Source organism: Streptomyces sp. AB3(2024) (assembly GCF_041862025.1).
Lineage (GTDB): Bacteria > Actinomycetota > Actinomycetes > Streptomycetales > Streptomycetaceae > Streptomyces.
On record NZ_JBGWAB010000129.1, the window covers coordinates 1 to 21,769 of the forward strand.

24 protein-coding genes are annotated in these 21,769 nt (G+C 72.8%); 10 read left to right on the forward strand and 14 right to left on the reverse strand.

Annotated elements, in window-relative coordinates:
• Window positions 1–1,983, forward strand: a 1,983-nt coding sequence (locus tag ACEPPI_RS33345) for a tetratricopeptide repeat protein (protein ID WP_373919008.1), incomplete at its 5' end; no start/stop codon positions are given.
• A 139-nt stretch (window positions 1,984–2,122) separates the two neighbouring features.
• Here the strand turns inward: ACEPPI_RS33345 and ACEPPI_RS33350 are convergent.
• The gene (locus ACEPPI_RS33350) at window positions 2,123–2,359 is read right to left on the reverse strand and encodes a hypothetical protein (RefSeq protein WP_266841403.1); all 237 of its coding nucleotides are present in this window, start codon (window positions 2,357–2,359) and stop codon (window positions 2,123–2,125) included.
• A 2-nt stretch (window positions 2,360–2,361) separates the two neighbouring features.
• Entirely contained in the window at window positions 2,362–3,243 is an 882-nt protein-coding gene (gene mca, locus ACEPPI_RS33355; protein WP_373919009.1) for a mycothiol conjugate amidase Mca, read from the reverse strand.
• A gap of 106 nt (window positions 3,244–3,349) precedes the next feature.
• Between mca and ACEPPI_RS33360 the strand changes: the two genes are divergently transcribed.
• Complete coding sequence (locus tag ACEPPI_RS33360) at window positions 3,350–3,763, forward strand: DUF4307 domain-containing protein (RefSeq protein WP_373919010.1); 414 nt, start codon at window positions 3,350–3,352, stop codon at window positions 3,761–3,763.
• A 236-nt stretch (window positions 3,764–3,999) separates the two neighbouring features.
• Window positions 4,000–4,497, forward strand: coding sequence for a transcription elongation factor GreA (gene greA / locus ACEPPI_RS33365; RefSeq protein ID WP_285535486.1), 498 nt, complete (start codon window positions 4,000–4,002; stop codon window positions 4,495–4,497).
• Between the two features lie 81 nt (window positions 4,498–4,578).
• Here the strand turns inward: greA and ACEPPI_RS33370 are convergent, their stop codons facing one another.
• The 4 genes from ACEPPI_RS33370 to ilvA all read right to left on the reverse strand — a co-directional run bounded on the left by ACEPPI_RS33370 (window position 4,579) and on the right by ilvA (window position 8,276).
• Entirely contained in the window at window positions 4,579–4,839 is a 261-nt protein-coding gene (locus ACEPPI_RS33370; RefSeq protein ID WP_373919011.1) for a DUF397 domain-containing protein, read from the reverse strand.
• Between the two features lie 111 nt (window positions 4,840–4,950).
• Window positions 4,951–5,808 (reverse strand): ABC transporter permease, encoded by an 858-nt coding sequence (locus ACEPPI_RS33375; RefSeq protein ID WP_373919012.1) that lies wholly within the window; start codon window positions 5,806–5,808, stop codon window positions 4,951–4,953.
• On the reverse strand, window positions 5,805–6,818 hold the full coding sequence (locus tag ACEPPI_RS33380) for an ATP-binding cassette domain-containing protein (RefSeq protein WP_373919013.1): 1,014 nt from the start codon (window positions 6,816–6,818) through the stop codon (window positions 5,805–5,807). The genes ACEPPI_RS33375 and ACEPPI_RS33380 overlap by 4 nt, the downstream gene beginning before the upstream one ends.
• 225 nt (window positions 6,819–7,043) lie before the next feature.
• Entirely contained in the window at window positions 7,044–8,276 is a 1,233-nt protein-coding gene (gene ilvA, locus ACEPPI_RS33385) for a threonine ammonia-lyase (RefSeq protein WP_373919014.1), read from the reverse strand.
• Between the two features lie 181 nt (window positions 8,277–8,457).
• Here ilvA and ACEPPI_RS33390 point away from each other — a divergent pair, with 181 nt between their 5' ends.
• From ACEPPI_RS33390 to ACEPPI_RS33400, 3 genes are all read left to right on the forward strand, one after another.
• Entirely contained in the window at window positions 8,458–8,979 is a 522-nt protein-coding gene (locus ACEPPI_RS33390; protein ID WP_373919015.1) for a MarR family winged helix-turn-helix transcriptional regulator, read from the forward strand.
• Window positions 8,980–9,075: 96 nt separating this feature from the next.
• Window positions 9,076–9,576 (forward strand): sigma factor-like helix-turn-helix DNA-binding protein, encoded by a 501-nt coding sequence (locus tag ACEPPI_RS33395; RefSeq protein WP_373919016.1) that lies wholly within the window; start codon window positions 9,076–9,078, stop codon window positions 9,574–9,576.
• Window positions 9,573–9,824 carry a hypothetical protein gene (locus ACEPPI_RS33400; RefSeq protein ID WP_373919017.1) on the forward strand — a complete coding sequence of 84 codons (252 nt, stop codon included), beginning with the start codon at window positions 9,573–9,575 and terminating at the stop codon, window positions 9,822–9,824. The genes ACEPPI_RS33395 and ACEPPI_RS33400 overlap by 4 nt, the downstream gene beginning before the upstream one ends.
• A 54-nt stretch (window positions 9,825–9,878) precedes the next feature.
• On the opposite strand, the gene ACEPPI_RS33405 is transcribed toward ACEPPI_RS33400, so the two are convergent.
• Complete coding sequence (locus ACEPPI_RS33405) at window positions 9,879–11,036, reverse strand: cystathionine gamma-synthase (protein ID WP_280919626.1); 1,158 nt, start codon at window positions 11,034–11,036, stop codon at window positions 9,879–9,881.
• A 128-nt stretch (window positions 11,037–11,164) separates the two neighbouring features.
• Here ACEPPI_RS33405 and ACEPPI_RS33410 point away from each other — a divergent pair, with 128 nt between their 5' ends.
• Window positions 11,165–12,277: a hypothetical protein gene (locus ACEPPI_RS33410; RefSeq protein WP_373919018.1), complete on the forward strand. Its 1,113-nt coding sequence runs from the start codon at window positions 11,165–11,167 to the stop codon at window positions 12,275–12,277.
• A 77-nt stretch (window positions 12,278–12,354) separates the two neighbouring features.
• The gene (gene msrA, locus ACEPPI_RS33415) at window positions 12,355–13,023 is read left to right on the forward strand and encodes a peptide-methionine (S)-S-oxide reductase MsrA (protein ID WP_373919019.1); all 669 of its coding nucleotides are present in this window, start codon (window positions 12,355–12,357) and stop codon (window positions 13,021–13,023) included.
• A 325-nt stretch (window positions 13,024–13,348) separates the two neighbouring features.
• On the opposite strand, the gene ACEPPI_RS33420 is transcribed toward msrA, so the two are convergent.
• Both ACEPPI_RS33420 and ACEPPI_RS33425 read right to left on the reverse strand, forming a co-directional pair.
• Complete coding sequence (locus tag ACEPPI_RS33420; protein ID WP_373919020.1) at window positions 13,349–13,639, reverse strand: sulfatase-like hydrolase/transferase; 291 nt, start codon at window positions 13,637–13,639, stop codon at window positions 13,349–13,351.
• Window positions 13,640–13,780: 141 nt separating this feature from the next.
• Window positions 13,781–14,827 (reverse strand): NAD(P)-dependent alcohol dehydrogenase, encoded by a 1,047-nt coding sequence (locus ACEPPI_RS33425; protein ID WP_373919021.1) that lies wholly within the window; start codon window positions 14,825–14,827, stop codon window positions 13,781–13,783.
• A 199-nt stretch (window positions 14,828–15,026) separates the two neighbouring features.
• Between ACEPPI_RS33425 and ACEPPI_RS33430 the strand changes: the two genes are divergently transcribed.
• On the forward strand, window positions 15,027–15,932 hold the full coding sequence (locus tag ACEPPI_RS33430; protein ID WP_373919022.1) for a helix-turn-helix transcriptional regulator: 906 nt from the start codon (window positions 15,027–15,029) through the stop codon (window positions 15,930–15,932).
• Between the two features lie 36 nt (window positions 15,933–15,968).
• Here the strand turns inward: ACEPPI_RS33430 and ACEPPI_RS33435 are convergent, their stop codons facing one another.
• From ACEPPI_RS33435 to ACEPPI_RS33455, 5 genes are all read right to left on the reverse strand, one after another.
• A complete protein-coding gene (locus ACEPPI_RS33435) occupies window positions 15,969–16,937 on the reverse strand; it encodes a GNAT family N-acetyltransferase (RefSeq protein WP_373919023.1) in 969 nt (322 codons plus the stop codon).
• A 33-nt stretch (window positions 16,938–16,970) separates the two neighbouring features.
• Window positions 16,971–17,648 (reverse strand): ABC transporter ATP-binding protein, encoded by a 678-nt coding sequence (locus ACEPPI_RS33440; RefSeq protein WP_373919024.1) that lies wholly within the window; start codon window positions 17,646–17,648, stop codon window positions 16,971–16,973.
• A gap of 141 nt (window positions 17,649–17,789) precedes the next feature.
• Window positions 17,790–19,295, reverse strand: coding sequence for an ABC transporter permease (locus ACEPPI_RS33445; RefSeq protein WP_373919025.1), 1,506 nt, complete (start codon window positions 19,293–19,295; stop codon window positions 17,790–17,792).
• A gap of 140 nt (window positions 19,296–19,435) precedes the next feature.
• Window positions 19,436–20,695, reverse strand: a complete 1,260-nt coding sequence (locus ACEPPI_RS33450) for an Ig-like domain-containing protein (protein ID WP_373919026.1) — start codon at window positions 20,693–20,695, stop codon at window positions 19,436–19,438.
• A gap of 144 nt (window positions 20,696–20,839) precedes the next feature.
• Window positions 20,840–21,142 (reverse strand): hypothetical protein, encoded by a 303-nt coding sequence (locus ACEPPI_RS33455; RefSeq protein ID WP_373919027.1) that lies wholly within the window; start codon window positions 21,140–21,142, stop codon window positions 20,840–20,842.
• Between the two features lie 146 nt (window positions 21,143–21,288).
• On the opposite strand from ACEPPI_RS33455, the gene ACEPPI_RS33460 reads away from it, so the two are divergent.
• On the forward strand, window positions 21,289–21,696 hold the full coding sequence (locus ACEPPI_RS33460; RefSeq protein WP_373919028.1) for a hypothetical protein: 408 nt from the start codon (window positions 21,289–21,291) through the stop codon (window positions 21,694–21,696).
• The last annotated feature ends 73 nt before the right edge of the window (window positions 21,697–21,769 follow it).

Genomic DNA, 21,769 nt, shown 5'->3' on the forward strand with positions numbered 1-21,769 from the left:
GATCTCGGGGCGGGCGGGGCGGCGCCGGCCGCGGGGGCCGCGGCGGGGCTGCTGGAGCTCGGCGCGGGGCTGCCGCTGGCGCTGCGGGTACTGGCGCCGCTGGGCTCGGCGCGGGCCTCGGACGCGGGGGACGGCTCGCTGGAGCACGCCCTGGACCTGGCGTACGCACGCCTCCCGGAGGACCGGCGTCGTCTGCTGCGGCGGCTGCCGCTGGCCGGGCGGGCCTCGCTGGGCGCCGCCGCGGCGGCGGCGCTGGCGGGCGCGGACCGGGTGGAGGCCGGGCGGATGCTGCGCGAGCTGGCCGGGGCGGGGCTGCTGGACCTCGTACGCGGGGAGCGGTACCGGATGCACGACGCGGTGCGGGCGTACGCGGCGGCGCGGCTGGCGGCGGACGAGGACCGGGCGGAGGCGGCGGCCGCGCACGAGCGGCTGGTCCGTGACTACGCGCAGCTCGCGGACTCGGTGATCCGGATGGTCGACGGGAAGATGTCTACGCGCGCCAACCACTTCGGCGGGCACGGTTTCGCCTCGCTCGACGCGGCGCTGCGGTGGCTGGACGAGGAGTCGAGCTTCATCACGGCGGCGCTGCGGCATTCGGAGGGGGTGGACCAGCAGGCGGTGCTGGATCTGCTGGGGGCGCTGTGCGACTTCTGTCTGCTGCGCGGGGACCTGTACCGGCTCGGTGAGATCAACGAGCTGACGCGGGCGGTGGACCAGGGGCGGCTGAACCGTTCGGTGCAGTGGCGTACGGGCATCGCGGCGCGCCAGCTCGGTGAGCTGGACAAGTCGCGTACGACGCTGACCTCGCTGGTGGACCAGTACAAGGAGGCGGAGCAGGAGGCGGGGGCGGGCATGGCGCTGGTCTCGCTCGGCATCACGCTGCACCACCAGGGGAACCTGCCGGAGGCGGCGGCGCGGATCCGGGAGGCGCTGGCGCTCCAGGGGTCGCCGGAGCTGGCGGGCGACCGGGCGTGGGGACTGCACGCGCTGGCGGCGGTGGAGCGGGACCGGGCGCGGCTGGCGGAGGCGCTGGTTCTGCTGGAGGAGTCGTTGGCGCTGCACCGGGAGAGCGAGAGCGTGCACGGTGAGGCGTGGGCGCACTTCCAGCTGGGGCAGGTGCACCTGCGGCTGGGGGACGTGCCGGGGGCGGAGGCGGAGCTCGGGCTGGCGCTGGAGCTGTACGGGCGCACGCGGGACGACCGCGGCCGGGCGTGGGCGCTGACGCAGCTGGGCCGGGCGCGGGTGGTGGACGGGGATCCGGAGCCGGCGCTGGAGCGGCTGCGGGACGCGCTGGCGCGGCACCGGCTGGCGGAGGACGCCCGCGGTGAGGCGTGGACGCTGTACTACCTGGGGCAGGCGCTGGAGGAGGACGGGGAGCGGGACCGGGCGGTGCGGGAGCTGGAGCGGGCGCGGACGATGTTCTCGCGGATGCGGGACGTGTACGGGCTGGCGCACGCCCGCTACCAGTCGGGGCGGGTCACGCGCGACCAGCGGGCGGCGCAGACGGGGAACCTGCGCAATTCGGGTTTCGCCCGTCAGTTGCTGGTGGACGCGCGGGCGGATTTCCGGCGGATCGGGCTGGCCCACGGGGAGGGGTGGACCTGCCTGGAGCTCGCGGTGATCGACGCGGGGAACGGGCGGGTGCCTCAGGCGGTGGGTCTGTGCGAGGAGGCGGCGGAGCTGTTCGTCTCGTACGGGGACCGGCGGGGCGAGGACTGGGCGCGGTTCCTGCGCTGCACGCTGCTGCCGTACGCGGTGCCGGGCGCCGCGGAGGAGGCGGGGGCCGAGCTGGCGCGGCTGGCGGCCGCTCCGCATCCGCTGCGGGACGCGCGGCTGGCGGACTGCCTGGAGACGTACGCGGTGGTCCTGGCGCGGGGTGTGGACCCGGCGGAGGGCTGGCAGGCGTGGCGTCTGGGCATGGTTCCGGACCTGCGGGCGCGGGAGGTCATGGGCGTGCCGGCGCCGGCCCGCGCGGCGGAGTGACGGCGGGGGCGCCCGGCGCTCCCGCCCGTGCGCAAGCCGCCCCGCCGGCGTGCGGGCGGGACGGCGTACGCGCGGCAGCACCTGCGGGACCGGGGGCCGAGGGGCCCGGGATCCCGCTGGGTCCGGGGCCCGTCGGCGCCTACGGCGCCTTCGTGCCCTCGGCGGCCGGGGAGGCGGTGGCCGCGGCCGGCTCGGGGGCTTCCTGGAAGTCGACCCGGCCCATGTGCCGGCTCATGGACTTCATCAGGCCCCACACCCCGAGGGCGAGGGCGGCGAACACGATGAAGCCCAGGAGTCCGGGGGTCACCTTGTTCTTGTCGAAGGTGTCGGCGGCCAGCGGAAGGAGCTGGGTGACTGCTGCCTGCGTAGCGCTCATAGCTACGCATTCTCCCGGATGCCCGCGAAGAGGTCGGACTCGGGGAGGGAAGTGTCGACGAGCGACTTCGCCAGCTCGTACTCCTCGGTGGGCCAGACCTCCTTCTGGATCTCCATGGGAACGCGGAACCAGCCGCCGTCGGGGTCGATCTGCGTGGCGTGCGCGATGAGGGCCTTGTCGCGGATCTCGAAGAAGTCGGCGCAGGGCACGTGGGTGGTCAGGGTCCGCTCCTTGCGCTCGAACTCCTTCCACCGCTCCAGCCACTCGCCGTAGGGGGATTCCAGGCCGCGCGCGAGGAGGGCCTCGTGCAGGGCGATGGTGCGCGGCTTGTTGAAGCCCTGGTTGTAGTAGAGCTTCTGCGGCTGGTGGGCGGCGCCGTACTCGGCTTCCGGGAACTTCTCGGTGTCGGCCGCGCCGTCGAAGGCGACCATCGTGACCTTGTGGGTCATGATGTGGTCGGGGTGCGGGTAGCCGCCGTTCTCGTCGTACGTGGTGATGACCTGCGGCTTGAAGGCGCGGATCTTCTTCACCAGCTCACCGGCGGCCTCCTCGACGTCCGCGAGCGCGAAGCAGCCCTCGGGCAGCGGCGGCAGCGGGTCGCCCTCGGGCAGGCCGGAGTCGACGTAGCCGAGCCACTCCTGCTCGATGCCGAGGATCTCGCGGGCCTCGTCCATCTCCTTGGCGCGGACCTCGTGGATGTTCTCCTCGATGTACTTGTCCCCCTGGAGCTTGGGGTTCAGTACGGAGCCGCGCTCACCACCGGTGCAGGTCACCACCAGCACGGGGACGCCCTCGGACACGTACTTGGCCATCGTGGCCGCGCCCTTGCTCGACTCGTCGTCGGGGTGGGCGTGGACGGCCATCAGTCGAAGCTGCTCGGTCAAGACAGGATCCTCTGTGATTCGGCGCGACAGACAACTTCTATAGTGACCGAATCGGGGGACGGAAAATTCCAGGGTGCCTCAGCCCTCCCCAGCGAGAGGAACGATCATGAGCGCGGTGCGCGAAGGACTCCCCGAGGGCCGGTACGGCCGGTCGGCGGACGAGCGTGCGGACCGGAAGCTCAAGGTCGTCGGGTCGGTGCTCGGTGTCGGGCTGCTGGCCGCCGTCGGGTGGATCGGCTGGGACTACGTCGGCGGGCAGTCCGTCAGCGCCGAGGTGATCAAGTTCCAGATCGTGTCGGACTCCGAGGTCAAGGTGCACCTGGAGGTCCGCAAGGACGCCTCGGTCACCGGCGTCTGCACCCTCATCTCCCAGGACAAGGAGCACGGCGAGGTGGGCCGGGCGGACTTCACCTTCGCGCAGCGCGACAGCCGGGTGGACGAGCTCGTCACGCTGAAGACCACCGGCCGGGCCACGATGATCGAGCTCGTCGGCTGCCAGGCGACGGCCTCCGCCGGCTGAACCGGTCCCGCGCCGTGTGCGCCGCGCCCGGGGAGAGCGCGGCCCGCGGGACGTCCAAGGGGGGTGCGACCCGTACCGCGCCGGTGGTGGGGCCCGGGATTCCGCACGCGCTCACGGGACGCAATGACACACTTCATACACGGGGTGTCCTCCCCCTTTTCTTCCCGAATTGTTAGGCTCGTGGTTTCGCCCGCCGCTGGCGGCTTTGTAGTCCCCTGTACCGACGAGGAGCACCCGTGACCCAGACGAGCGAGAGCGTCACCTGGCTGACCCAGGCGGCGTACGACCAGCTGAAGGCCGAGCTGGACTACCTCTCTGGTCCTGCCCGCACGGAGATCGCGACGAAGATCGCGGCCGCCCGGGAAGAGGGGGACCTTCGGGAGAACGGCGGTTACCACGCGGCCAAGGAGGAGCAGGGCAAGCAGGAGCTGCGCGTCCGGCAGCTCACCCAGCTCCTGGAGAACGCGAAGGTCGGCACCGCGCCGGCCGCGGAGGGCGTGGTCGCCCCCGGCACGCTCGTGACGATCGCGTTCGACGGCGACGAGGACGACACGCTGGAGTTCCTGCTGGCCTCCCGCGAGTACGCGTCCTCGGACTTCGAGACCTACTCCCCGCAGTCCCCGCTGGGCAGCGGCGTGATGGGCAAGAAGGTCGGCGAGGACGCCGAGTACGAGCTCCCGAACGGCAAGAAGGCCGCGGTCAGGATCCTGGCGGTCAAGCCCTTCACCGGCTGACCCCGCCGCCCGTACACGCACCGGAGCCCCTGCCGGACCGATTCGGTCCGGCAGGGGCTCCGTCGCACGCGGGGCACGCGGTCAGCGCGCCGCCTTGATGCCGTCCACGAAGGCCGCGAACGCGGTGGGGGTGAATCCGATGACCGGGCCGGTCGGGTTCTTGCTGTCCCGGACGGGCGCGACGGCGCCGCCCTGTGGCTGCGGTGGACCGCCGACCCCCGTGCCGACCGGACCGAGCACGCCGGCCGCGCCGCGTGGGACTTCTCCGTCCTGCCCGGCTGCCCCGAGGACCCGCGCCGCGACCACGTCCAAGACGATGCCTGCACCCTCTTCCTCCGTCACCCCGCCGCGCACTCCTGGGAGACGGCGGACCCCCTCCGCGGGCTGCTCGACGAGCAGGCCGCGGAGGAGCTGGGCAGGGAGGCCGACGGCCCCGGCCGCGACTGACGCGCCTCAGGCGGTCGCCGAGCGGTACTTGCGGACCGCGAGGGTGCGGAACACCACGACGATCAGCACCGACCACAGGATCGACGCGATGACCGGGTGCTGCATCGGCCAGGCGTCGGGGACCGGATAGCCCTCGGGGAGGTTGCCGAACAGTTCGCGGGACGCCTGGACGGTCGCGCTGAAGGGGTTCCACTCCGCGATGTGCCGCAGGAAGGGCGGCATGTTGTCGGAGGGGACGAAGGCGTTCGAGATGAACGTGAGCGGGAACAGCCAGATCAGCCCGCCCGAGGTGGCCGCCTCCGGGGTGCGCACCGACAGGCCGATCAGGGCGCCGATCCAGGAGAAGGCGTAGCCGAGCAGGAGCAGCAGGGCGAAGCCGGAGATCACCTCGCCGAAGCTCGTGTGGGTGCGCCAGCCGACGAGCAGGGCCACGACCGCCAGGACGACCAGGGTGAGGGAGGTCTGGACGAGGTCGGCGAGGGTGCGGCCGGTCAGCACCGCGCCACGGGCCATGGGCAGGGAGCGGAAGCGGTCGATGAGGCCCTTGTGCATGTCGTCCGCGATGCCGGCGCCCGCGCCGGCGGTGGCGAAGGTGACGGTCTGGGCGAAGATGCCGGCCATCAGGAACTCGCGGTAGGCGGCCGGTGAGGTGCTGCCGCCGACGGCGATGGAGCCGCCGAAGACGTAGCTGAACAGCACGACGAACATCACCGGCTGGATGACACCGAAGATGATCATCTCGGGGATGCGGGACATCCGGATGAGGTTCCGCTTGGCGATCACCAGGGAGTCGCGCACGCTGCGGACGGCGCCGCCGCGGGGGCGGGGGGCCGCGGGTTCCGCGGGCCGGGAGGTGATGGTCACTTCACGGCCTCCTCGCGGGCGCCCGCGGCCCCGGCGTCGCCGCGGGTGGTGGCGTCCTCGTCCGCGGCCCGCTCGGCCGCGTGGCCGGTGAGGGAGATGAAGACGTCGTCCAGGGTGGGGCGGCGCAGACCGATGTCGTCGATCTCGATGCCCCGGACGTCCAGCTCGCGGATGACCTCGGCGAGCAGTTTGGCGCCGCCCGAGACCGGGACGGTGAGCTTGCGCGTGTGCTCCTCGACCGTGGCCTCGCCCTTGCCGAAGCCGGCGAGGACGGCGCGTGCGGTGGCGATGTGGTCACGTTCGTGGACGACGACCTCCACCCGCTCGCCGCCCGTCTGGGCCTTGAGCTGGTCGGAGGTGCCCCGGGCGATGACCTTGCCGCTGTCGACCACGGCGATGTCGTGGGCGAGGCGGTCGGCCTCTTCCAGGTACTGCGTGGTGAGCAGCAGGGTGGTGCCGCCGGCGACGAGTTCCTCGATGACGTCCCACAGGGCCTGCCGGTTGCGGGGGTCGAGGCCGGTGGTCGGCTCGTCCATGAACATCACGGGCGGCCGCACGACGAGGGCGGCGGCGAGGTCGAGGCGCCTGCGCATGCCGCCGGAGTAGGTCTTGGCGGTGCGGTCGGCGGCGTCGGCGAGGTGGAAGCGCTCCAGGAGTTCGGCGGCGCGGGCCTTCGCCGCCTTGCCCGTCATCTGGTAGAGCCGGCCGACCATCTGGAGGTTCTCGCGGCCGGTGAGGTACTCGTCGACGGCGGCGAACTGGCCGGAGAGGCCTATGGAGCGGCGGACCTCGTCGGGGTGCTTGAGGACGTCGATCCCCGCGACGAGGGCCCGGCCGCGGTCGGGCCGGAGGAGGGTGGTCAGGACGCGGACGGTCGTGGTCTTGCCGGCGCCGTTGGGGCCGAGGAGCCCCAGCACGGTGCCTTCGGGGACATCGAGGTCCACGCCGTCCAGAGCCCGTACGTCGCCGAAGGTCTTGACCAGACCTTCGGCGTAAATGGCGCCTGGCATATGGATGCTCCCAGAGCGAATCGGGCCGTTGGCCACGGCGAAATCGGGGCGTTCCTACGCAAATCCTAGGTATGCCGGGCAGGCGTCGTCCGGCACGACCGCACCGTATCGCGTCATATCGCGTTGCGCCATGGGTATGACCGTTCCCCGCGCCCGCCCGCGCCCCGGGCCCGCCGGTCAGCCGGTCGGCCCGTCAGCCGGTCAGCCGGTCAGCCGGTCAGCCGGTCAGCCGACGACCTTGTAGCCCGCGCCGTGCAGGGTGCGGGCGACCTGCGTGCAGTGCTCGGGCCCCTTGGTCTCCAGGTGCAGCTCCACCTCGACCTCGGTGAGCCCCAGGCGCGGGTCGGTGCGCACGTGGCTGACGTCCAGGACGTTGGCGTCCACCGTGGTCAGCACCCCCAGCAGGCCCGCCAGGGCACCCGGCCGGTCGCTCACGCGCAGCCGCAGTGACAGGTACCGCCCGGCCGCCGCCATCCCGAACTGCAGGATCCGCTGGAGGAGGAGCGGGTCGATGTTGCCGCCGGACAGGACGGCGACGACCGGGCCGCCCCCGTAGCGCTCGGGCTCGCTCAGCAGGGCGGCCACCGGGCTGCAGCCGGCCGGCTCGACGACCAGCTTGGCCCGCTCCAGGCAGAGCAGCAGGGCGGAGGACAGGGCGTCCTCCGACACCGTCCGCACGTCGTCCAGCAGTTCCCCGATGATGGCGAAGGGCAGGTCGCCGGGGCGGCCGACCTTGATGCCGTCCGCCATCGTCGTCGGGTTGTCGATGGACACCGGGTGCCCCGCCCGGAGCGAGGGCGGGTAGGCGGCCGCGCCCGCCGCCTGCACCCCGATGACCTTCACGTCCGGGCGCAGGGCCTTGACCGCGACGGCGACGCCCGCGGCGAGCCCGCCGCCGCCGATGCCGACGAGGATGGTGCGCACCTCGGGGCACTGCTCCAGGATCTCCAGGCCCACCGTGCCCTGGCCCGCGATGATGTCGCGGTGGTCGAAGGGGTGGATGAACACCGCCCCGGTGCGGTCCGCGTACTCCTGCGCCGCGGCGAGGGTCTCGTCGACGACCTGGCCGTACAGGCGCACCTCCGCGCCGTACTCCTCGGTCGCGGCCACCTTCGGCAGTGGGGCGCCGACCGGCATGAACACCGTGGAGCGGACCCCGAGCAGGGAGGAGGCGAGGGCCACGCCCTGCGCGTGGTTGCCCGCGCTGGCGGCGACGACGCCCGCCGCGCGCTGCTCGGGGCGCAGGCCCGCGATGCGCACGTACGCCCCGCGCAGTTTGAAGGAGCCGGTCCGCTGGAGGTTCTCGCACTTGAGGTGGACCGGGGAGCCGGTGAGGGCCGACAGGTGCCGGCTGCCCTCCATCGCCGTCACCCGGGAGACGCCCGAGAGCATCTTCTGGGCTCCCCTGACGTCGTCGAGGATGACCTGCGGGACGGGCTGGGGCACGCGGTAGTTCATGCGGCCAGTCTCGCAGCCCGCGGACATCCCGGCGCATGGGCGAAATCTCGCCATCCGGGACGGCCGCGGGGCGCCCGGAGCCGTGGGCCGCATCAGTTCTCGTACGCGGCGTACGAGCCGCCGTACAGCCGGTTACTCTGTCCCCCAGCCTTGTCGGACCCAGCGAAGAGAGCCCACGGCCATGCCCTCCATCCCGGCCAGTTCCGACCTGCCCGCGGCGGCCGAAGCGCCCGCCGGATCCGGTCTCCTCGACGCGCTCCAGCACCAGGTGGCCGTCTTCGCCCGGCGGGCCGAGCAGACCCGCCTGGGCGGTGTCGGCCAGGCCCGCAACTCGATGGACCGCGCCGCGTACCTGCTGCTGAACCGACTCGACCTGGAGGGCCCGATGGGCGTGAAGGCGCTGGCCGGCGGGATGGGCATCGACTCGTCCACCGTGACCCGGCAGGTCGCCCCGCTCGTCGACACCGGCCTGGTCAGACGGACCTCGCACCCCGAGGACGGCCGGGCCGTGGTGCTCGCGCTGTCCGCGCGGGGCCTGACGCGGCTGGAGGAGGTCCGCTCCTCACGGCGCGAGCTGATGGCGCGGGTGACCGAGGGGTGGGCGGAGGAGGAGCGCGAGGCGTTCACGACGCTGCTGACCCGCTTCAACCTGTCGCTGTCGGAGCTGATGGCCGCGGCGGCCGAGGGCGGCCCGGCCTCCTGAGCCGACGCCCGCGCACCGGCGGGGCCGCCCCCGCGGCGCACTCCCCGATCCGGCGGCGTCCGACCCCTTGACCGGGGTGGTGCCACCGGCCCCACCATGGGTGCCGTGGACCGGCGTTCGGGGCGCGACCCGGAGTTCGAGGCCTTCGTCGCGGGCGCGGCGGGGCGGCTCCTGCACGTCGCGGTCCTGCTGACGGCCGAGCCCCTTTCGGGAGCACCGGCCGGGGCGTCCGGCGGGGCACCGGCCGGGGCGCCCCCGGGCGTGTCCACGGCAGCGCCCGCCGCACGCCGGATCCTGGCCGGGGCGCTGGCCCGTACGTACGCGCGCTGGGAGCGGCTGCGCGGCGACGACCCGTACGACCACACCCGCCAGGAACTCTGCGCGGCCTACGCCCGCACCGCCCGGCGGCTGCCCCCGGGCACCGGGGTGCTCGCCCGGCTGAGCCCGCCGGAGCGGCTCGTCCTGGTGATGCGGGTCTACGAGGGTGTCGCCGAGGAGGTCACGGCCGCGCAGCTGGGGCTGACGCCGGAGCGGGTCGAGGCCGTCTGCAACCGGGCGGTGGCCACCATGCGGGCCCCCGCACAGGAGGCCGCATGAGCCCCTACGACCGTAAGGAAGCCCAGGTCAGAGCGCTGCTGGAGGGGCCGCACCCGGCGGTCCCGGCCGGTCTGGCGGCGGCCGCGGCGGCCCACGGCCGGCGGCTGCTGCGCCGCCGCCGGGCGCTGCGCCGGTTCGGCTGGGCGGTGCTCTGCGCGGCGGCGCTGGCCTTCACGGTGTGGGCGGCGCTCACGCACCCCTGGGTCACGCCGCCCGCCGACGTGTCGCCGCCCCTGGAGGGCTGGTAGGCCTCCGGGGGCGGCGGGGGACGACGGTACCGCGGGGCCGGGGCCCCGTAAGGCCTAGCCCAGGGCCTGGGTGAGGTCCGCGATGAGGTCGTCGGCGTTCTCGATGCCGACGGAGACGCGGATCAGGTCCGCCGGGACCTCCAGGGCCGAGCCGGCCACCGAGGCGTGGGTCATCCGGCCCGGGTGCTCGATGAGGGACTCGACGCCGCCGAGGGACTCGGCCAGGGTGAAGATCCTGGTCCGGCCGCAGACCGCGACGGCCTCCTCCTCGCCGCCGGCGACCTGGAAGGAGACCATGCCGCCGAAGTTGCGCATCTGCTTGGCGGCGATCTCGTGGCCCGGGTGCTCGGGCAGGCCCGGGTAGAGGACCTTGGTGACCTTCGGGTGGCGCTTGAGCACCTCGACGATCTTCGCGGCGTTCTCCGCGTGCCGGTCCATGCGCACGGCGAGGGTCTTGATGCCACGCAGCACGACCCAGGAGTCGAAGGGCCCGGCGACCGCGCCCATCGCGTTCTGGTGGTAGGCGAGTTCCTCGCCGAGGGCCTCGTCGGCGGTGACGAGCGCGCCGCCGACGACGTCGGAGTGGCCGCCCATGTACTTGGTCAGCGAGTGCACGACCACGTCGGCGCCGAGCGCCAGGGGCTGCTGGAGGTAGGGGGACGCGAAGGTGTTGTCCACGACCAGCTTGGCGCCGGCCGAGCGCGCGATGCCGGCGATCATCGCGATGTCGGTGATGCCGAGCAGCGGGTTCGAGGGGGTCTCGACCCAGATGAGCTTGGTCTTGGGGGTCAGGGCCGCCCGCACGGAGTCCGCGTCGGAGGTGTCGGCCACCGACCACTCCACGCCCCAGCGGGAGACGACCTTCGCGAAGAGGCGGAAGGTGCCGCCGTAGGCGTCGTTGGGGATGACCACGTGGTCGCCCGGGGAGAGCAGCGTGCGCAGCAGGCAGTCCTCGGCGGCGAGCCCGGACGCGAAGGCGAGGCCGCGCCGGCCGCCCTCCAGCGCCGCGAGGTTCTCCTCCAGCGCCGTACGGGTGGGGTTGCCGCTGCGGCTGTACTCGTAGCCTTCGCGCAGTCCGCCCACACCGTCCTGCTTGTACGTGGACACCTGGTAGATCGGGGGCACGACCGCGCCGGTCCGCGGGTCCGCCGTGTTGCCCGCGTGGATCGCGCGGGTCTCGAAGCTCTGGTGCTCGTGGCTGTCGTCGCTCATGGGGCAGATGCTATGCCCCGGCCGGGCCGTGGTCCTCTTCCGGCCTGACCGTGCGCCGACGGGACGCTGACCGCGGCGGGGCCGGGGACATTCGCGTTTCCCCCGCCCCGTCTGGTTCGCTGGAGGGCATGCAGATGATCTGGGTCCTGATGGGGCTCGCCCTGGTTGCGGCCATGACGTTCCAGTTCGTACGGGCCAGGCGCGGCGGGGGCGGCCCGAGGCTGGTCGCGCCCGGCAGCCCCGACGCCGCCGACCCCGCGGACTACGGCTTCGCGCGCCAGGAGGACCTGGACATCCGGGTGCCGGGGCCGGACCGGGACCTGATGGACGCGCTGGAGAACGTCCACCGCACCGGCAGCTGGAAGGCCGCGTCCGCGCTGCTCTCCGGCACCCCGAAGGACGGCGAACTGCGCTGGCAGCGGGTGCAGGCCTTCGGCGGGGCGGCCGCGCTGGAACTCGTACGGCAGCCCGGGACCGGCGCGGTCTGGCTCAAGGGGTGGCGGCTGGAGCGGGAGAAGGACGCGGGCGGCGCGCAGGTGCACGCGGAGCTGCTGGTGCAGCAGGCGTGGCGGCACTCGGGCGGGGTGGGCTCCGACGACCACCGGATCATCGTGGAGGAGGCCCGCGACGCCTGCCGCAAGGCGGCCCTGCTGGCCCCGGGCGACCCGGTCCCCTTCATCACGGAGCTGGCGGTCGCGCGGGCGCTGGGGTACTCGGAGGCCGAGTTCGACGCGCTGTGGGCCAAGGTGATGGACGTGGCCCCGGCGCACATGGGCGCGCACCTGGCGGCCCTGCACTACTGGTGCGAGAAGTGGCACGGTTCGCGGGAGAAGGCCGACGCCTTCTCGCACGCGGCGGCGGCCCGCGCGCCGCAGGGTTCGCTCCTGGCGGCGCTCCCGCTCTTCGCCGTGTACGAGCACCTGCCCGACGTGGTCCTGGTGAGCAACTTCTGGCAGAGCGCGGTCGTCACGCGGGCGGTGGAGGGCGCGCTGTACGCGGTGCACTCGGCGCGGCCCGACGACCCGATGCTGGCGCACGTACGGCACCTGCTGCTGCTGTTCCTGGTGAACATGGAGCGGTGGGCGGAGGCGATGGAGCAGGTCCGGCACGTGGACGGCTGCGTGGGCGCCCTGCCGTGGTCGGCCTCCCCCGACCCGGCGGCCTCGTACGCGGTGGTCCGGGCCATGGCGGTGGCCGGCTACGAGGCCAACGGCGGCTCCCCGGCGACGCTCCCCCACTGACGGGGCCGTGCGGGGGCCGGGGCCGGGAATCCCTCCCGGCCCCGGACCGTTGAGGGACGTACAAGGAGGGAATCCCCATGTTCTCGTACCGCCGCACGCCCGAGCTGCCCACCCGCGAGGAGGCCCTGAAGGGCCGCGCCCACGCGCAGTTCTCCCTGCCCGAGCGCCACACCGTCCTCGGCAACCCGCTCGCCGGCCCCTACCCGGCGCACCTGGAGGTCGCCGACTTCGGCCTCGGCTGTTTCTGGGGCGCGGAGCGCAAGTTCTGGCAGACCCCGGGGGTGTGGACCACCCTCGCCGGCTACCAGGGCGGCTTCACCGAGAACCCGGAGTACGAGGAGGTGTGCTCGGGGCAGACCGGCCACACCGAGGTCGTCCGGGTGGTCTTCGACCCGGCGCTGGTCTCCTACGAGACGCTCCTGAAGCTGTTCTGGGAGTCCCACGACCCCACGCAGGGCTTCCGCCAGGGCAACGACGTCGGCACCCAGTACCGCTCGGCGCTCTACACCCACTCCCCCGCCCAGCAGGCCACGGCAGAGGCCTCCCGCGACGCCTACCAGCGGGTCCTCACCGCCTCGGGCTACGGCGAGATCACCACGGCCGTCCTCCCGGCATCGGAGCGCCCCTTCTGGCCTGCGGAGCCGTACCACCAGCAGTACCTCGACAGGAACCCAGCGGGCTACTGCGGCATCGGCGGCACGGGCGTCTCCTGCCCGATCGGCATCGCGGGGGCGCCGGCGGAGTGAGCGGCCCCCTCCCACCCGGCCCGGCTCACGAGCGGCTGACCCGGCTGACTCTTCCTCCGGCGCGGCCATGACCAAGCCGGAGCTCACGGCGTCGATCCCAATGCGCTGGAGGGAGGCCCAACGGTCGAGCTTCTCGCAGGCCCAGGAGGGGTCGTACGCCGCCGTGGGCAGCTGCGGTATGCGCTTGGGACCAGTGTCAGGGTCGTTCTCGGTGGCGACCAGGCCGACGGCACCATCCGCAACGTCCCCGGCATGATCGTAGAGGACCAGGCGTGCCAGCGACTGGCGGGTGAATCGGGCACGGTCGACGCCGTAAGGGGTCGTCTCAGTCACCCCGACGTAAAGCGACACGACGTGTGTGGGACACGGCATCTGCCGCGACTCCGTCGGTGAAGCGCAGGCCTTCGGCGGCGAGGCGGTCGATGCGCGGGGTGGTGATCAGCTTCTGGCCGTACGCGCCGAGGTCGCCGTAGCCGAGGTCGTCGGCCAGGACGACCACGAGGTTCGGGAGCGGCTGCGCGGTGTCCGCGGCGGCTGCCGCTGCCGGGAGCTGGGGCAGGGCCGCGAGGCCGACGGCGGCCGCGGACCCGGCGAGGAAGTGACGGCGGCTGGGCATCTCGAACTCCCGGTCTTCGGACGGTCGGTGACCAGATCATCGGCAGCCGGGGGCCGTGAGGGCCATGCACGGGGCATGAAGAACGTGTGACACCGGCCCCCGCCGCGTGGCGGGGGCCGGTGTCGCCTTCCGGACCGTGCGTCAGATCGTCGCGGTGTCGATGACGAATCGGTAGCGGACGTCGCTGGCCAGCACCCGCTCGTACGCCTCGTTGACCTGCTCGGCGGCGATCACCTCGATCTCCGAGCCCAGCCCGTGCTCGGCACAGAAGTCCAGCATCTCCTGGGTCTCGGCGATGCCGCCGATCATCGATCCGGCGAGGGTCTTGCGGCCGCCGATGACGGAGAACAGGTTCAGCGCGACCGGCTCCTCCGGGGCGCCGACGTTCACGAACGCGCCGTCGACCTTCAGCAGGCGCAGGTACGCGTCCAGCGGGAGCGGCGCCGAGACGGTGGAGAGGATCAGGTCGAAGCTGCCGGCGAGCTTCTCGAAGGTGGTCTCGTCGCTGGTCGCGTAGTAGTGGGAGGCGCCCAGCCGCAGGCCGTCCTCCTGCTTGCGCAGGCTCTGCGACAGGACGGTGACCTCCGCGCCGAGCGCGTTCGCGATCTTCACGCCCATGTGGCCGAGGCCGCCGAGGCCGACGACGGCGACCTTCTTGCCGGGGCCCGCCTGCCAGTGGCGCAGCGGGGAGTAGAGGGTGATGCCGGCGCAGAGCAGCGGCGCGGCGACGTCGAGGGCGAGGCCGTCGGGGATGCGGACGGTGTAGTTCTCGTCGACGACGATGTGGGTGGAGTAACCGCCGTACGTGGGCCCGCCGTTCTTGTCGATGGCGTTGTACGTGCCGATGATGCCCTCGGCGCAGTACTGCTCCTGGCCGGCGAGGCACTGCTCGCACGCGCGGCAGCTGTCGACGATGCAGCCGACGCCCACCCGGTCCCCGACCGCGAACCTGGTGACGCCCGGGCCGACCTCGGCGACGACGCCGGCTATCTCGTGGCCCGGGACCATCGGGAAGATGCCCTCGCCCCAGCCGTCGCGGGCCTGGTGGATGTCGGAGTGGCAGATGCCGGCGTACTTGATGTCGATGAGGACGTCGTGCTCGCCCACCGGGCGGCGCGGCACGGTGGTGCGCTCCAGCGGGGCCTTGGGGGCGGGGGCGGCGTAGGCGGCGACCTGGGTGACGGACATGCGGTGTTCTCTCCTCGGACGAGGACGCCGGGCCGGTCCGGTCGGGGCCGGCCGTGGCGTCCGTTCTTCGATGGGGGCAACGATGCCGTGTCGCGGGCGGGAGACCCAGCCCCCTGCCGAACCTATGACTGGCGAACCTACCCCTGGCGGGGTCAGGCTCGGCCCCGCGTCCGGACCCTGCGGCGGGGATACTTTCGGTATGGACCAGCTTGATCAGCGTGCCGAACTGGGAGAGTTCCTGCGGACCCGCCGGGCCCGTCTGCGCCCCGAGGACGTGGGTCTGCCCGACTACGGGCGCCACCGCCGGGTGCCCGGGCTGCGCCGTGAGGAGCTGGCCCAGCTGGCCGGGGTGTCGGTGGCGTACTACACGCGCCTGGAGCAGGGGCACGGCCAGAACGTGTCCGCCGAGGTGCTGGACGCCATCGCGCGGGCGCTGCGCCTGGACGGCGCGGAGTCGGCGCACCTGAACCACCTGGCGAGCCCGCGCACCCGCAACCGGCGCAGCCGGTCCCGGCGCCCGCAGCAGGTCCGGCCGGGGCTGCGTTCGCTGCTGGAGGCGATGGAGGGGGTGCCGGCGTACCTGGTGGGGCGGCGGCAGGACGTCATCGGCTGGAACCCGCTCGCCGCGGCCGTCTTCGGGGACTTCGGGGCGCTGCCGCCGGCCGAGCGGAACCTGGTGCGGCTGGTGTTCCTGGATCCGGCCACGGCGGAGCTGTACGCGGACTGGGAGTGCAGGGCGTGCGAGGTGGTCAGCAATCTGCGCATGTACGCCGGCCAGTTCCCGGACGACGAGCAGCTCTCCGCGCTGGTGGGGGAACTGTCGGTGAAGAACGAGGAGTTCCGGCGGCTGTGGGCGGCGCACACGGTGGCGGACAACAAGACGCACGGGGTGAAGCGGCTGCGGCACCCGCTGGTGGGTGAGCTGTCGCTGTCGTTCGAGACGCTGACGCTGCCCGACGACCCGGCACAGTTCCTGGTGACGTACCACGCCGAGCCTGGCTCGCCCTCGGCGGACGCGTTGCGGATGCTGTCGTCCTGGACGGCGCCGGCGCCGAGCACCGCCGCGTCGGCGGCCACGCCGGCGGCCGCCGAGCAGCAGGGCTGAGGGGCGGGGCCGGGCCGGCCGTACCCGCCCCGCGCGTCAGAGCTTGAGCTGGAAGAGCCCCGCGCCGCGCTCGTGCCGGTAGCCGAGGGCTTCGTTCACGGCGAGCATCGGGGTGTTCTCGTCGGCCACGGTGGTGCCGATGCGGCGCAGCCCCGGGTGGCGGGCGGCGGCCTCGGCGAGCATCCGCAGCTTGACCGCCCGTCCCAGGCCGTGTCCCCGGTGCGCGGGGACGACGACGGTGTCGTACTGGAGGGCGCGTGGGCCGTGCGGGTCCCGCAGGACGAGCACGGTGTACGCGGCGACCTCCCCGGCCGGGGTGACGGCCGCGACGACGGTGATGTCCCCGCCCCGGTCCAGGACCAGCTGCTGCGCGGCGTGCACCCGCTCGGGCGTCCAGGTCTGGAACTGCTCGTCGCTGTCCCCGCTCGGGGCGTCCTCCATCGCCGCGTGGGCGACGGCGGTGGCCGGGGCCCAGGCGTCGGGGACCAGGCCGGGCCAGGTCAGGAGCTCGTAGCCGGGGGTGGCCGGGACTTCGGGGGCGCTCTGCGGAAGCTCCTGGACGTACCAGCCGATCGGCAGCACGTTCTCGAAGCCGAGGGACTCGGCGAAGGCCTGGCCGGGGCCGCCGGTGTCGGCGACGGTGGCGACGGAGGTGCGGCCCTGCTCCCGCAGTTCCTCGCGGATCCGCTGCCACAGGGCCGTGCCCGCCCCCCGCCGGCGCGCGTCGGGCCGTACGGTCAGCTCCTCCAGGAACGCGGTGTGCGTGTTGCCCGGGTCGGTGAAGAGCAGCAGGGACGCGTGCCCGTCGCCCTCCTCGGTGACCCAGTGGCACAGCCGGCCGCGGACGGGCGGGACGCGCAGCCGCCCGGCGGCCTCCACCCGGGCGGGCGGGGGCAGGCCGGGCAGGTCCGTGGCGTCGGCGGCGTGGGCGGCGACCTGGACCGCCCACCAGGCGTCCACCTCGGCGTCGGTCGGGGGCACGGACAGCGTGTGGATCTTCGTCATAGCCGGACCCTAAGCCGTGCCCCGCCGGTCCGTTCAGGGGTTTTCGGTGATGGTCACCCGGCCCTGCCGGATGGTCGCCAGGCGGGGCGCCCGGCGGGCGAGGGCGCTGTCGTGGGTGACCATCACGAAGGTCAGCCCGTGCTCCTTCCAGAGCCCTTCCAGCAGGTCCATGATCTCGTCGCGCATGGATTCGTCGAGGTTGCCGGTGGGCTCGTCGGCGAGGAGCACCTTGGGCTTCTTGACGAGGGCCCGCGCGATGGCGACGCGCTGCTGCTGGCCGCCGGACATCTCGCTGGGCAGGTGGCCCATCCGTTCGCCCAGCCCCACCGACTCCAGTGCCTCGGCGGCCCGTGCGCGCCGCTCGCCGGCCTTGAGGCCGAGGGGGACGAGGGCCGTCTCGACGTTCTCCTGGGCGGTGAGCGTCGGGATGAGGTTGAAGGACTGGAAGACGAAGCCGATGTTCTCGGCTCGGACCCGGGTCAGGCGGGCCTCGGAGACGGCGGCCAGGTCGAGTCCGTCGAGGACGACCTGGCCCGTCGTGGGCCGGTCGAGCGCGCCGAGCATCTGGAGCAGGGTGGACTTGCCGCCGCCGGTGGGGCCCTGGATGACGAGCCGGCCGCCGTCCTCGATGGTCAGGTCGACGTCGGCGAGCGCGTCGATGGTTTCCTTGCCGCGCCGGTAGCGCTTGGTGACTCCGGTGAGCTGGTACATCTGGTTTCCCTCGGTTGCTGTGGAGGTACGCGGCCACGCGCGTGGCCCGTACGGACGGGCGCGGACCCGGCAGGGGGCGGGGCGGGCGCGGACGGGGACGGGCGCGCCGGCGTCGGTCGCCGGCGCGGGCCGCCGTGCGGGCTACTCGACGCGGCGCAGGGCGTCCGCGGGCCGCAGCCGGGAGGCGCGCCAGCCGCCGAAGCCGCCCGCGACGAGGCCTCCGGCCACCGCGAGGGCGACGGCCAGGCCGATGGTGGCGAGCGAGACGGGAGCGGTGAGCGCCACGTCCACGGCCTTGCCGGCCGTGTGGCGGGCGGCGCCGAACATCCGGCCCCCGCCGCCGGGGCCGCCCGCCCCGCGGCCGCCGCCTCCGCCCGCGAGCTGTGCGGTGAGGCTGGGGCTGATCGCGGTGATCGCGTAGGCGGCGGCGAGTCCGACGCCGATCCCGAGCACTCCACCGATCAGGCCGTTGACCAGGGCTTCTCCGGCGACCTGGCGGGTGACGCGGCTGCTCTTCCAGCCGAGCGCCTTGAGGGTGCCGAACTCCCTGACGCGGCGGGAGACGGCGGAGGAGGTGAGCAGGCCGGCGACGAGGAAGGCCGCGGCGAGGACGGCGTAGGAGAGCCACTTGCCGACGGTGGAGGCCAGCGAGGAGGCCGTGGAGAGGGAGCCGGAGACGGTGTCCGCGAGGTCGGCGGAGGTGGTGACGGTGGTGTCGGGGACGTTCTTCTGGATGGCCTGCTTGACGGAGCCGATGGCCTGGGAGTCCTTCGCCTGGACGTAGACCGTGGTGATCTTGTCGGCGGCCCCGGCCAGGGTCTGGGCCTGCTTGAGCGGGACGTAGACGTTGGCGGTGGCGTCACCGCTGTCGGCGGTGGCGATGCCGATGACCTTGAACGGGGTGTTCTTGATGGTCAGCGTGGAGTCCACGGCGAGCTTGTTCCGGGAGGCGTACGCGCTGTCCACGACGGCCACGGCGGTGTCGGTCTCGCCCGCCTGGAAGGTGCGACCCGAGGTGATCTTGGAGGTGGTGAGCGGGCCGAGCGCGGGGTGCGCCACGTCCGCGCCGTAGACGGAGAAGGAGTTGACGTCGAAGTTGGCGCCGCCGCCCTCGACCGTCCCGCCCTGGCCGCCGCCCGCGCCGCCCTGACCGCCCGAGCCGCCCGAGCCGCCCCGGCCGCCGCCGGTGCCCTTGCCTCCCTGGCCTCCCCGGAACTCACCGCGCTTGAACTGGCCGTTGACCTTCATCACCTGGAGGCTGAGGCCGCCCACCGCCTGCGCGACCCCGTCCTGGCCGGACACCTTGCCGACCGTGGTCGCGTCGAGGGTCTGGAAGCCCTGCGGCATCACGATGTCGTGGCTCTGCTCGGCGTCGGCGTTCGCGTCGCCCTCGCCCTTGGCGTCGAACTGGAAGCGGGGCCTGGAGGGTTGCCCGTTCTCGCCCGGCGGGGTCTGGGCCTTGGTGACGGTCATGTCCGTGCCGAGGCCGTAGAGCGACTGGAGGACCTTGTCCTGGGCGGCGTTCATGCCCGCCGAGACGGAGGTGACCACGATGACGAGGGCGATGCCGAGGGCGAGCCCGGAGGCGACGACGAGCGCGGCCTTCCGGCGGCGGCGCAACTCGCGCCGGAGGTAGGTGAAGAACATGCGGCCGAAAGTAGGCGGCACCCCTGATGGCCGGATAAGTCCCGGGTAAGAGTCCCATGAGAAGAAAAGACGGACGGCGGGGAGCCCGTGTGGGGGCTCCCCGCCGTCCGTCTCGCGTCGTCAGGTCAGGTCGGTTCGGCTCAGGCCGAGGGGCCGGCCTTCCACTCCGCCCAGCTCATGTTCCAGCCGTTGAGGCCGTTGTCGGGCTTGATGGTCTTGTCCGGGGAGTTGGTCACGGTGACCACGTCACCGATGAGCGAGTTGTCGAAGAACCAGGAACCCGCGGTGTCGGGGTCGTTGGCGCCCTTGGTGTCGTTCAGACCGACACAGCCGTGGCTGGTGTTCACGCTGCCGAAGATCGAGTCCGATCCCCAGTAGTTGCCGTGGATGAAGGTGCCCGACGTGGACAGCCGCATCGCGTGCGGGACGTCCTTGATGTCGTACTCGCCCTTGCCCTCACTGTTCTTGAAGCCGACAGTGGAGCCGTCCATCCGGGTCTCCTTGAACTTCTCGGAGATCACCATCTGACCGTTGTAGGTCGGGTTGTCCGGGGAGCCCGCCGAGATCGGGATGGTCTTGAGGACCTGCCCGTCCCGGGTGACCGTCATCTTCTTGGTCTTGGTGTCGACCGTGGAGACCTGGCTCCGGCCGATCTTGAAGGTGACGGTCTTGTTCTGGACGCCCTGGATGCCGGGAGCGCCCTGGACGCCTTCCAGCGCCAGCTTCAGCGTGACGGTGGAGTTCGCCTGCCAGTACTGCTCCGGGCGGAAGTCCAGACGCTGGTTGCCGAACCAGTGGCCGACGACTTCCTGGCCGCTGGTGGAGGAGACCGTGATGGCCGCCTGCACGGCCTTCATGTCCTTGATCGGCTTGTTGAAGGTGATCGACACCGGCATGCCCACGCCGACCGTCTCGCCCTCGTCCGGGATGAACGAGCCGACGAAGCTGTTCTCCGGGGAGACCGTCGTGAAGGAGGTGTTCTCGTGCGCCTCGCGCCCGGCCTCGTCCTTCGCGGTCGCCGCGAGGGTGTACTTCGTCGAGCGCTTCAGCGCGCCGTCCGGCTTCCAGCTCTTGCCGTCGGCGGAGATCTTGCCCGCGACGGCACCGCCCTCCGTGGACTTGAGCTCGACCTTGGTGAGCTTGCCGTCGCTGACGGTGACGTTCGTGGCGTCGTTCAGACCGATGTTGGTCGCGCCGTCCTTGGGCGTGATGGCTATTCGGGCCTTGGAGGTGTCCTTGGCCGCCGCGGCGTCCACGTCCGCCTGCGACTTGCCCGTTTCCGCGCCGCCCTTTGCCTTCTCGCTGCCCCCGTCGTTGCAGGCCGAAAGCATCAGTACGCCACCGAGCACGGCGGACACGGCCACCAGGGACCTTCTCCGCCGCTTGCTGTACGTCCTCACACGTCACTCCATCGTTGCCGGAAACCCCGAGGCTGCATTCCCGGGATCGGGCCGGGCAGGGGGGATCAACCCCCTGCTCGTCCTGACAACGCGTTATGACGTGGAACGGTTCCACATTCCGTTCGGATGTGTGCAACCCCACGGTCAGGCGTTGTCGGCCTCTTCCTCGAAGTCACCATCTTCCTCGTCCAGGTCCCACTCCAGCGACTCGGGGTCGTATTCGACCGGTTCGCTGCTCCAAGAGGCCTGCGCCAGCTCGACTCCCGCCAGTTCCGCGACCAGGTCCGTGGGGTCCACCAGGTAGGCCAGCGCCTCGCATTCGTCCTCGCGCACGGCCGACTCGGCGTGGCCGCGCTCCTCGTCCGGCATGAACTCGTCGGCCTTGATGTGGGTGAGGGCGGCGCCGATCAGGGCGTCCGAGTCGGATACTTCGAGGACCAAATCCACCCGAAGCCGTACATATCGTGATGTCTCAGAAGGGTTCATACGACGGAGAGTAAGCCCGCGACAGCCTCGACTTTCCCACGACCCGCCCCTTTCACTAGCATCTGCCCACACGGCCAATTCGCTGCTTCCGCAAGGGGGATCGCACCGTGTCCGCACCTCGACCGCTGCTCACCGCTCTCGGAGCGACCACCCTCCTCGCCGCCCTCTGGTTCGTCCCCTCGGCGAACGCCACGGCTCCCGGACACCCGGCGGGCTCCTCCGGCGCACCCGTCGCCGCCAACACGGGCACCGTCACCGCCGCCGACACCGGCACGGTCACCCGTACCGGCACCGATACGGGCACGGACACGGGCGTCGGCACCGGCACCGGCACCGGCACCGGCACCGGCACCATCGCCACTGTCAGCGAGGCGGAGACGGCCTCCGTCGCCACCCTCTCGCTTGCCGACACCGGCAGCGTAGACACCACCCCGTACGTGGTCGGCGGCACGCTCTGCCTCGGCCTCGGAGCCGGCTTCGTGGCCTTCTCCGTACGCCGCTCCCGCGAGCCGTAGAGCGCGCGTACGGCGCCGTACGCGAAAGGGCCCCGGGGGCCCGCGGCGCCAATCCCCCGCGGGGGGCGCCCCA

Bases quoted from the DNA above. Each gene is read 5' to 3' on its own strand.
- ACEPPI_RS33350 (WP_266841403.1), bottom strand. From the start codon at position 2,359: ATGAGCGCTACGCAGGCAGCAGTCACCCAGCTCCTTCCGCTGGCCGCC.
- ACEPPI_RS33360 (WP_373919010.1), top strand. From the start codon at position 3,350: ATGAGCGCGGTGCGCGAAGGACTCCCCGAGGGCCGGTACGGCCGGTCG.
- ACEPPI_RS33380 (WP_373919013.1), bottom strand. From the start codon at position 6,818: ATGCCAGGCGCCATTTACGCCGAAGGTCTGGTCAAGACCTTCGGCGAC.
- ilvA (WP_373919014.1), bottom strand. From the start codon at position 8,276: ATGAACTACCGCGTGCCCCAGCCCGTCCCGCAGGTCATCCTCGACGAC.
- ACEPPI_RS33390 (WP_373919015.1), top strand. From the start codon at position 8,458: ATGCCCTCCATCCCGGCCAGTTCCGACCTGCCCGCGGCGGCCGAAGCG.
- ACEPPI_RS33395 (WP_373919016.1), top strand. From the start codon at position 9,076: ATGGGTGCCGTGGACCGGCGTTCGGGGCGCGACCCGGAGTTCGAGGCC.
- ACEPPI_RS33400 (WP_373919017.1), top strand. From the start codon at position 9,573: ATGAGCCCCTACGACCGTAAGGAAGCCCAGGTCAGAGCGCTGCTGGAG.
- ACEPPI_RS33405 (WP_280919626.1), bottom strand. From the start codon at position 11,036: ATGAGCGACGACAGCCACGAGCACCAGAGCTTCGAGACCCGCGCGATC.
- ACEPPI_RS33410 (WP_373919018.1), top strand. From the start codon at position 11,165: ATGCAGATGATCTGGGTCCTGATGGGGCTCGCCCTGGTTGCGGCCATG.
- msrA (WP_373919019.1), top strand. From the start codon at position 12,355: ATGTTCTCGTACCGCCGCACGCCCGAGCTGCCCACCCGCGAGGAGGCC.
- ACEPPI_RS33420 (WP_373919020.1), bottom strand. From the start codon at position 13,639: ATGCCCAGCCGCCGTCACTTCCTCGCCGGGTCCGCGGCCGCCGTCGGC.
- ACEPPI_RS33425 (WP_373919021.1), bottom strand. From the start codon at position 14,827: ATGTCCGTCACCCAGGTCGCCGCCTACGCCGCCCCCGCCCCCAAGGCC.
- ACEPPI_RS33430 (WP_373919022.1), top strand. From the start codon at position 15,027: ATGGACCAGCTTGATCAGCGTGCCGAACTGGGAGAGTTCCTGCGGACC.
- ACEPPI_RS33435 (WP_373919023.1), bottom strand. From the start codon at position 16,937: ATGACGAAGATCCACACGCTGTCCGTGCCCCCGACCGACGCCGAGGTG.
- ACEPPI_RS33440 (WP_373919024.1), bottom strand. From the start codon at position 17,648: ATGTACCAGCTCACCGGAGTCACCAAGCGCTACCGGCGCGGCAAGGAA.
- ACEPPI_RS33445 (WP_373919025.1), bottom strand. From the start codon at position 19,295: ATGTTCTTCACCTACCTCCGGCGCGAGTTGCGCCGCCGCCGGAAGGCC.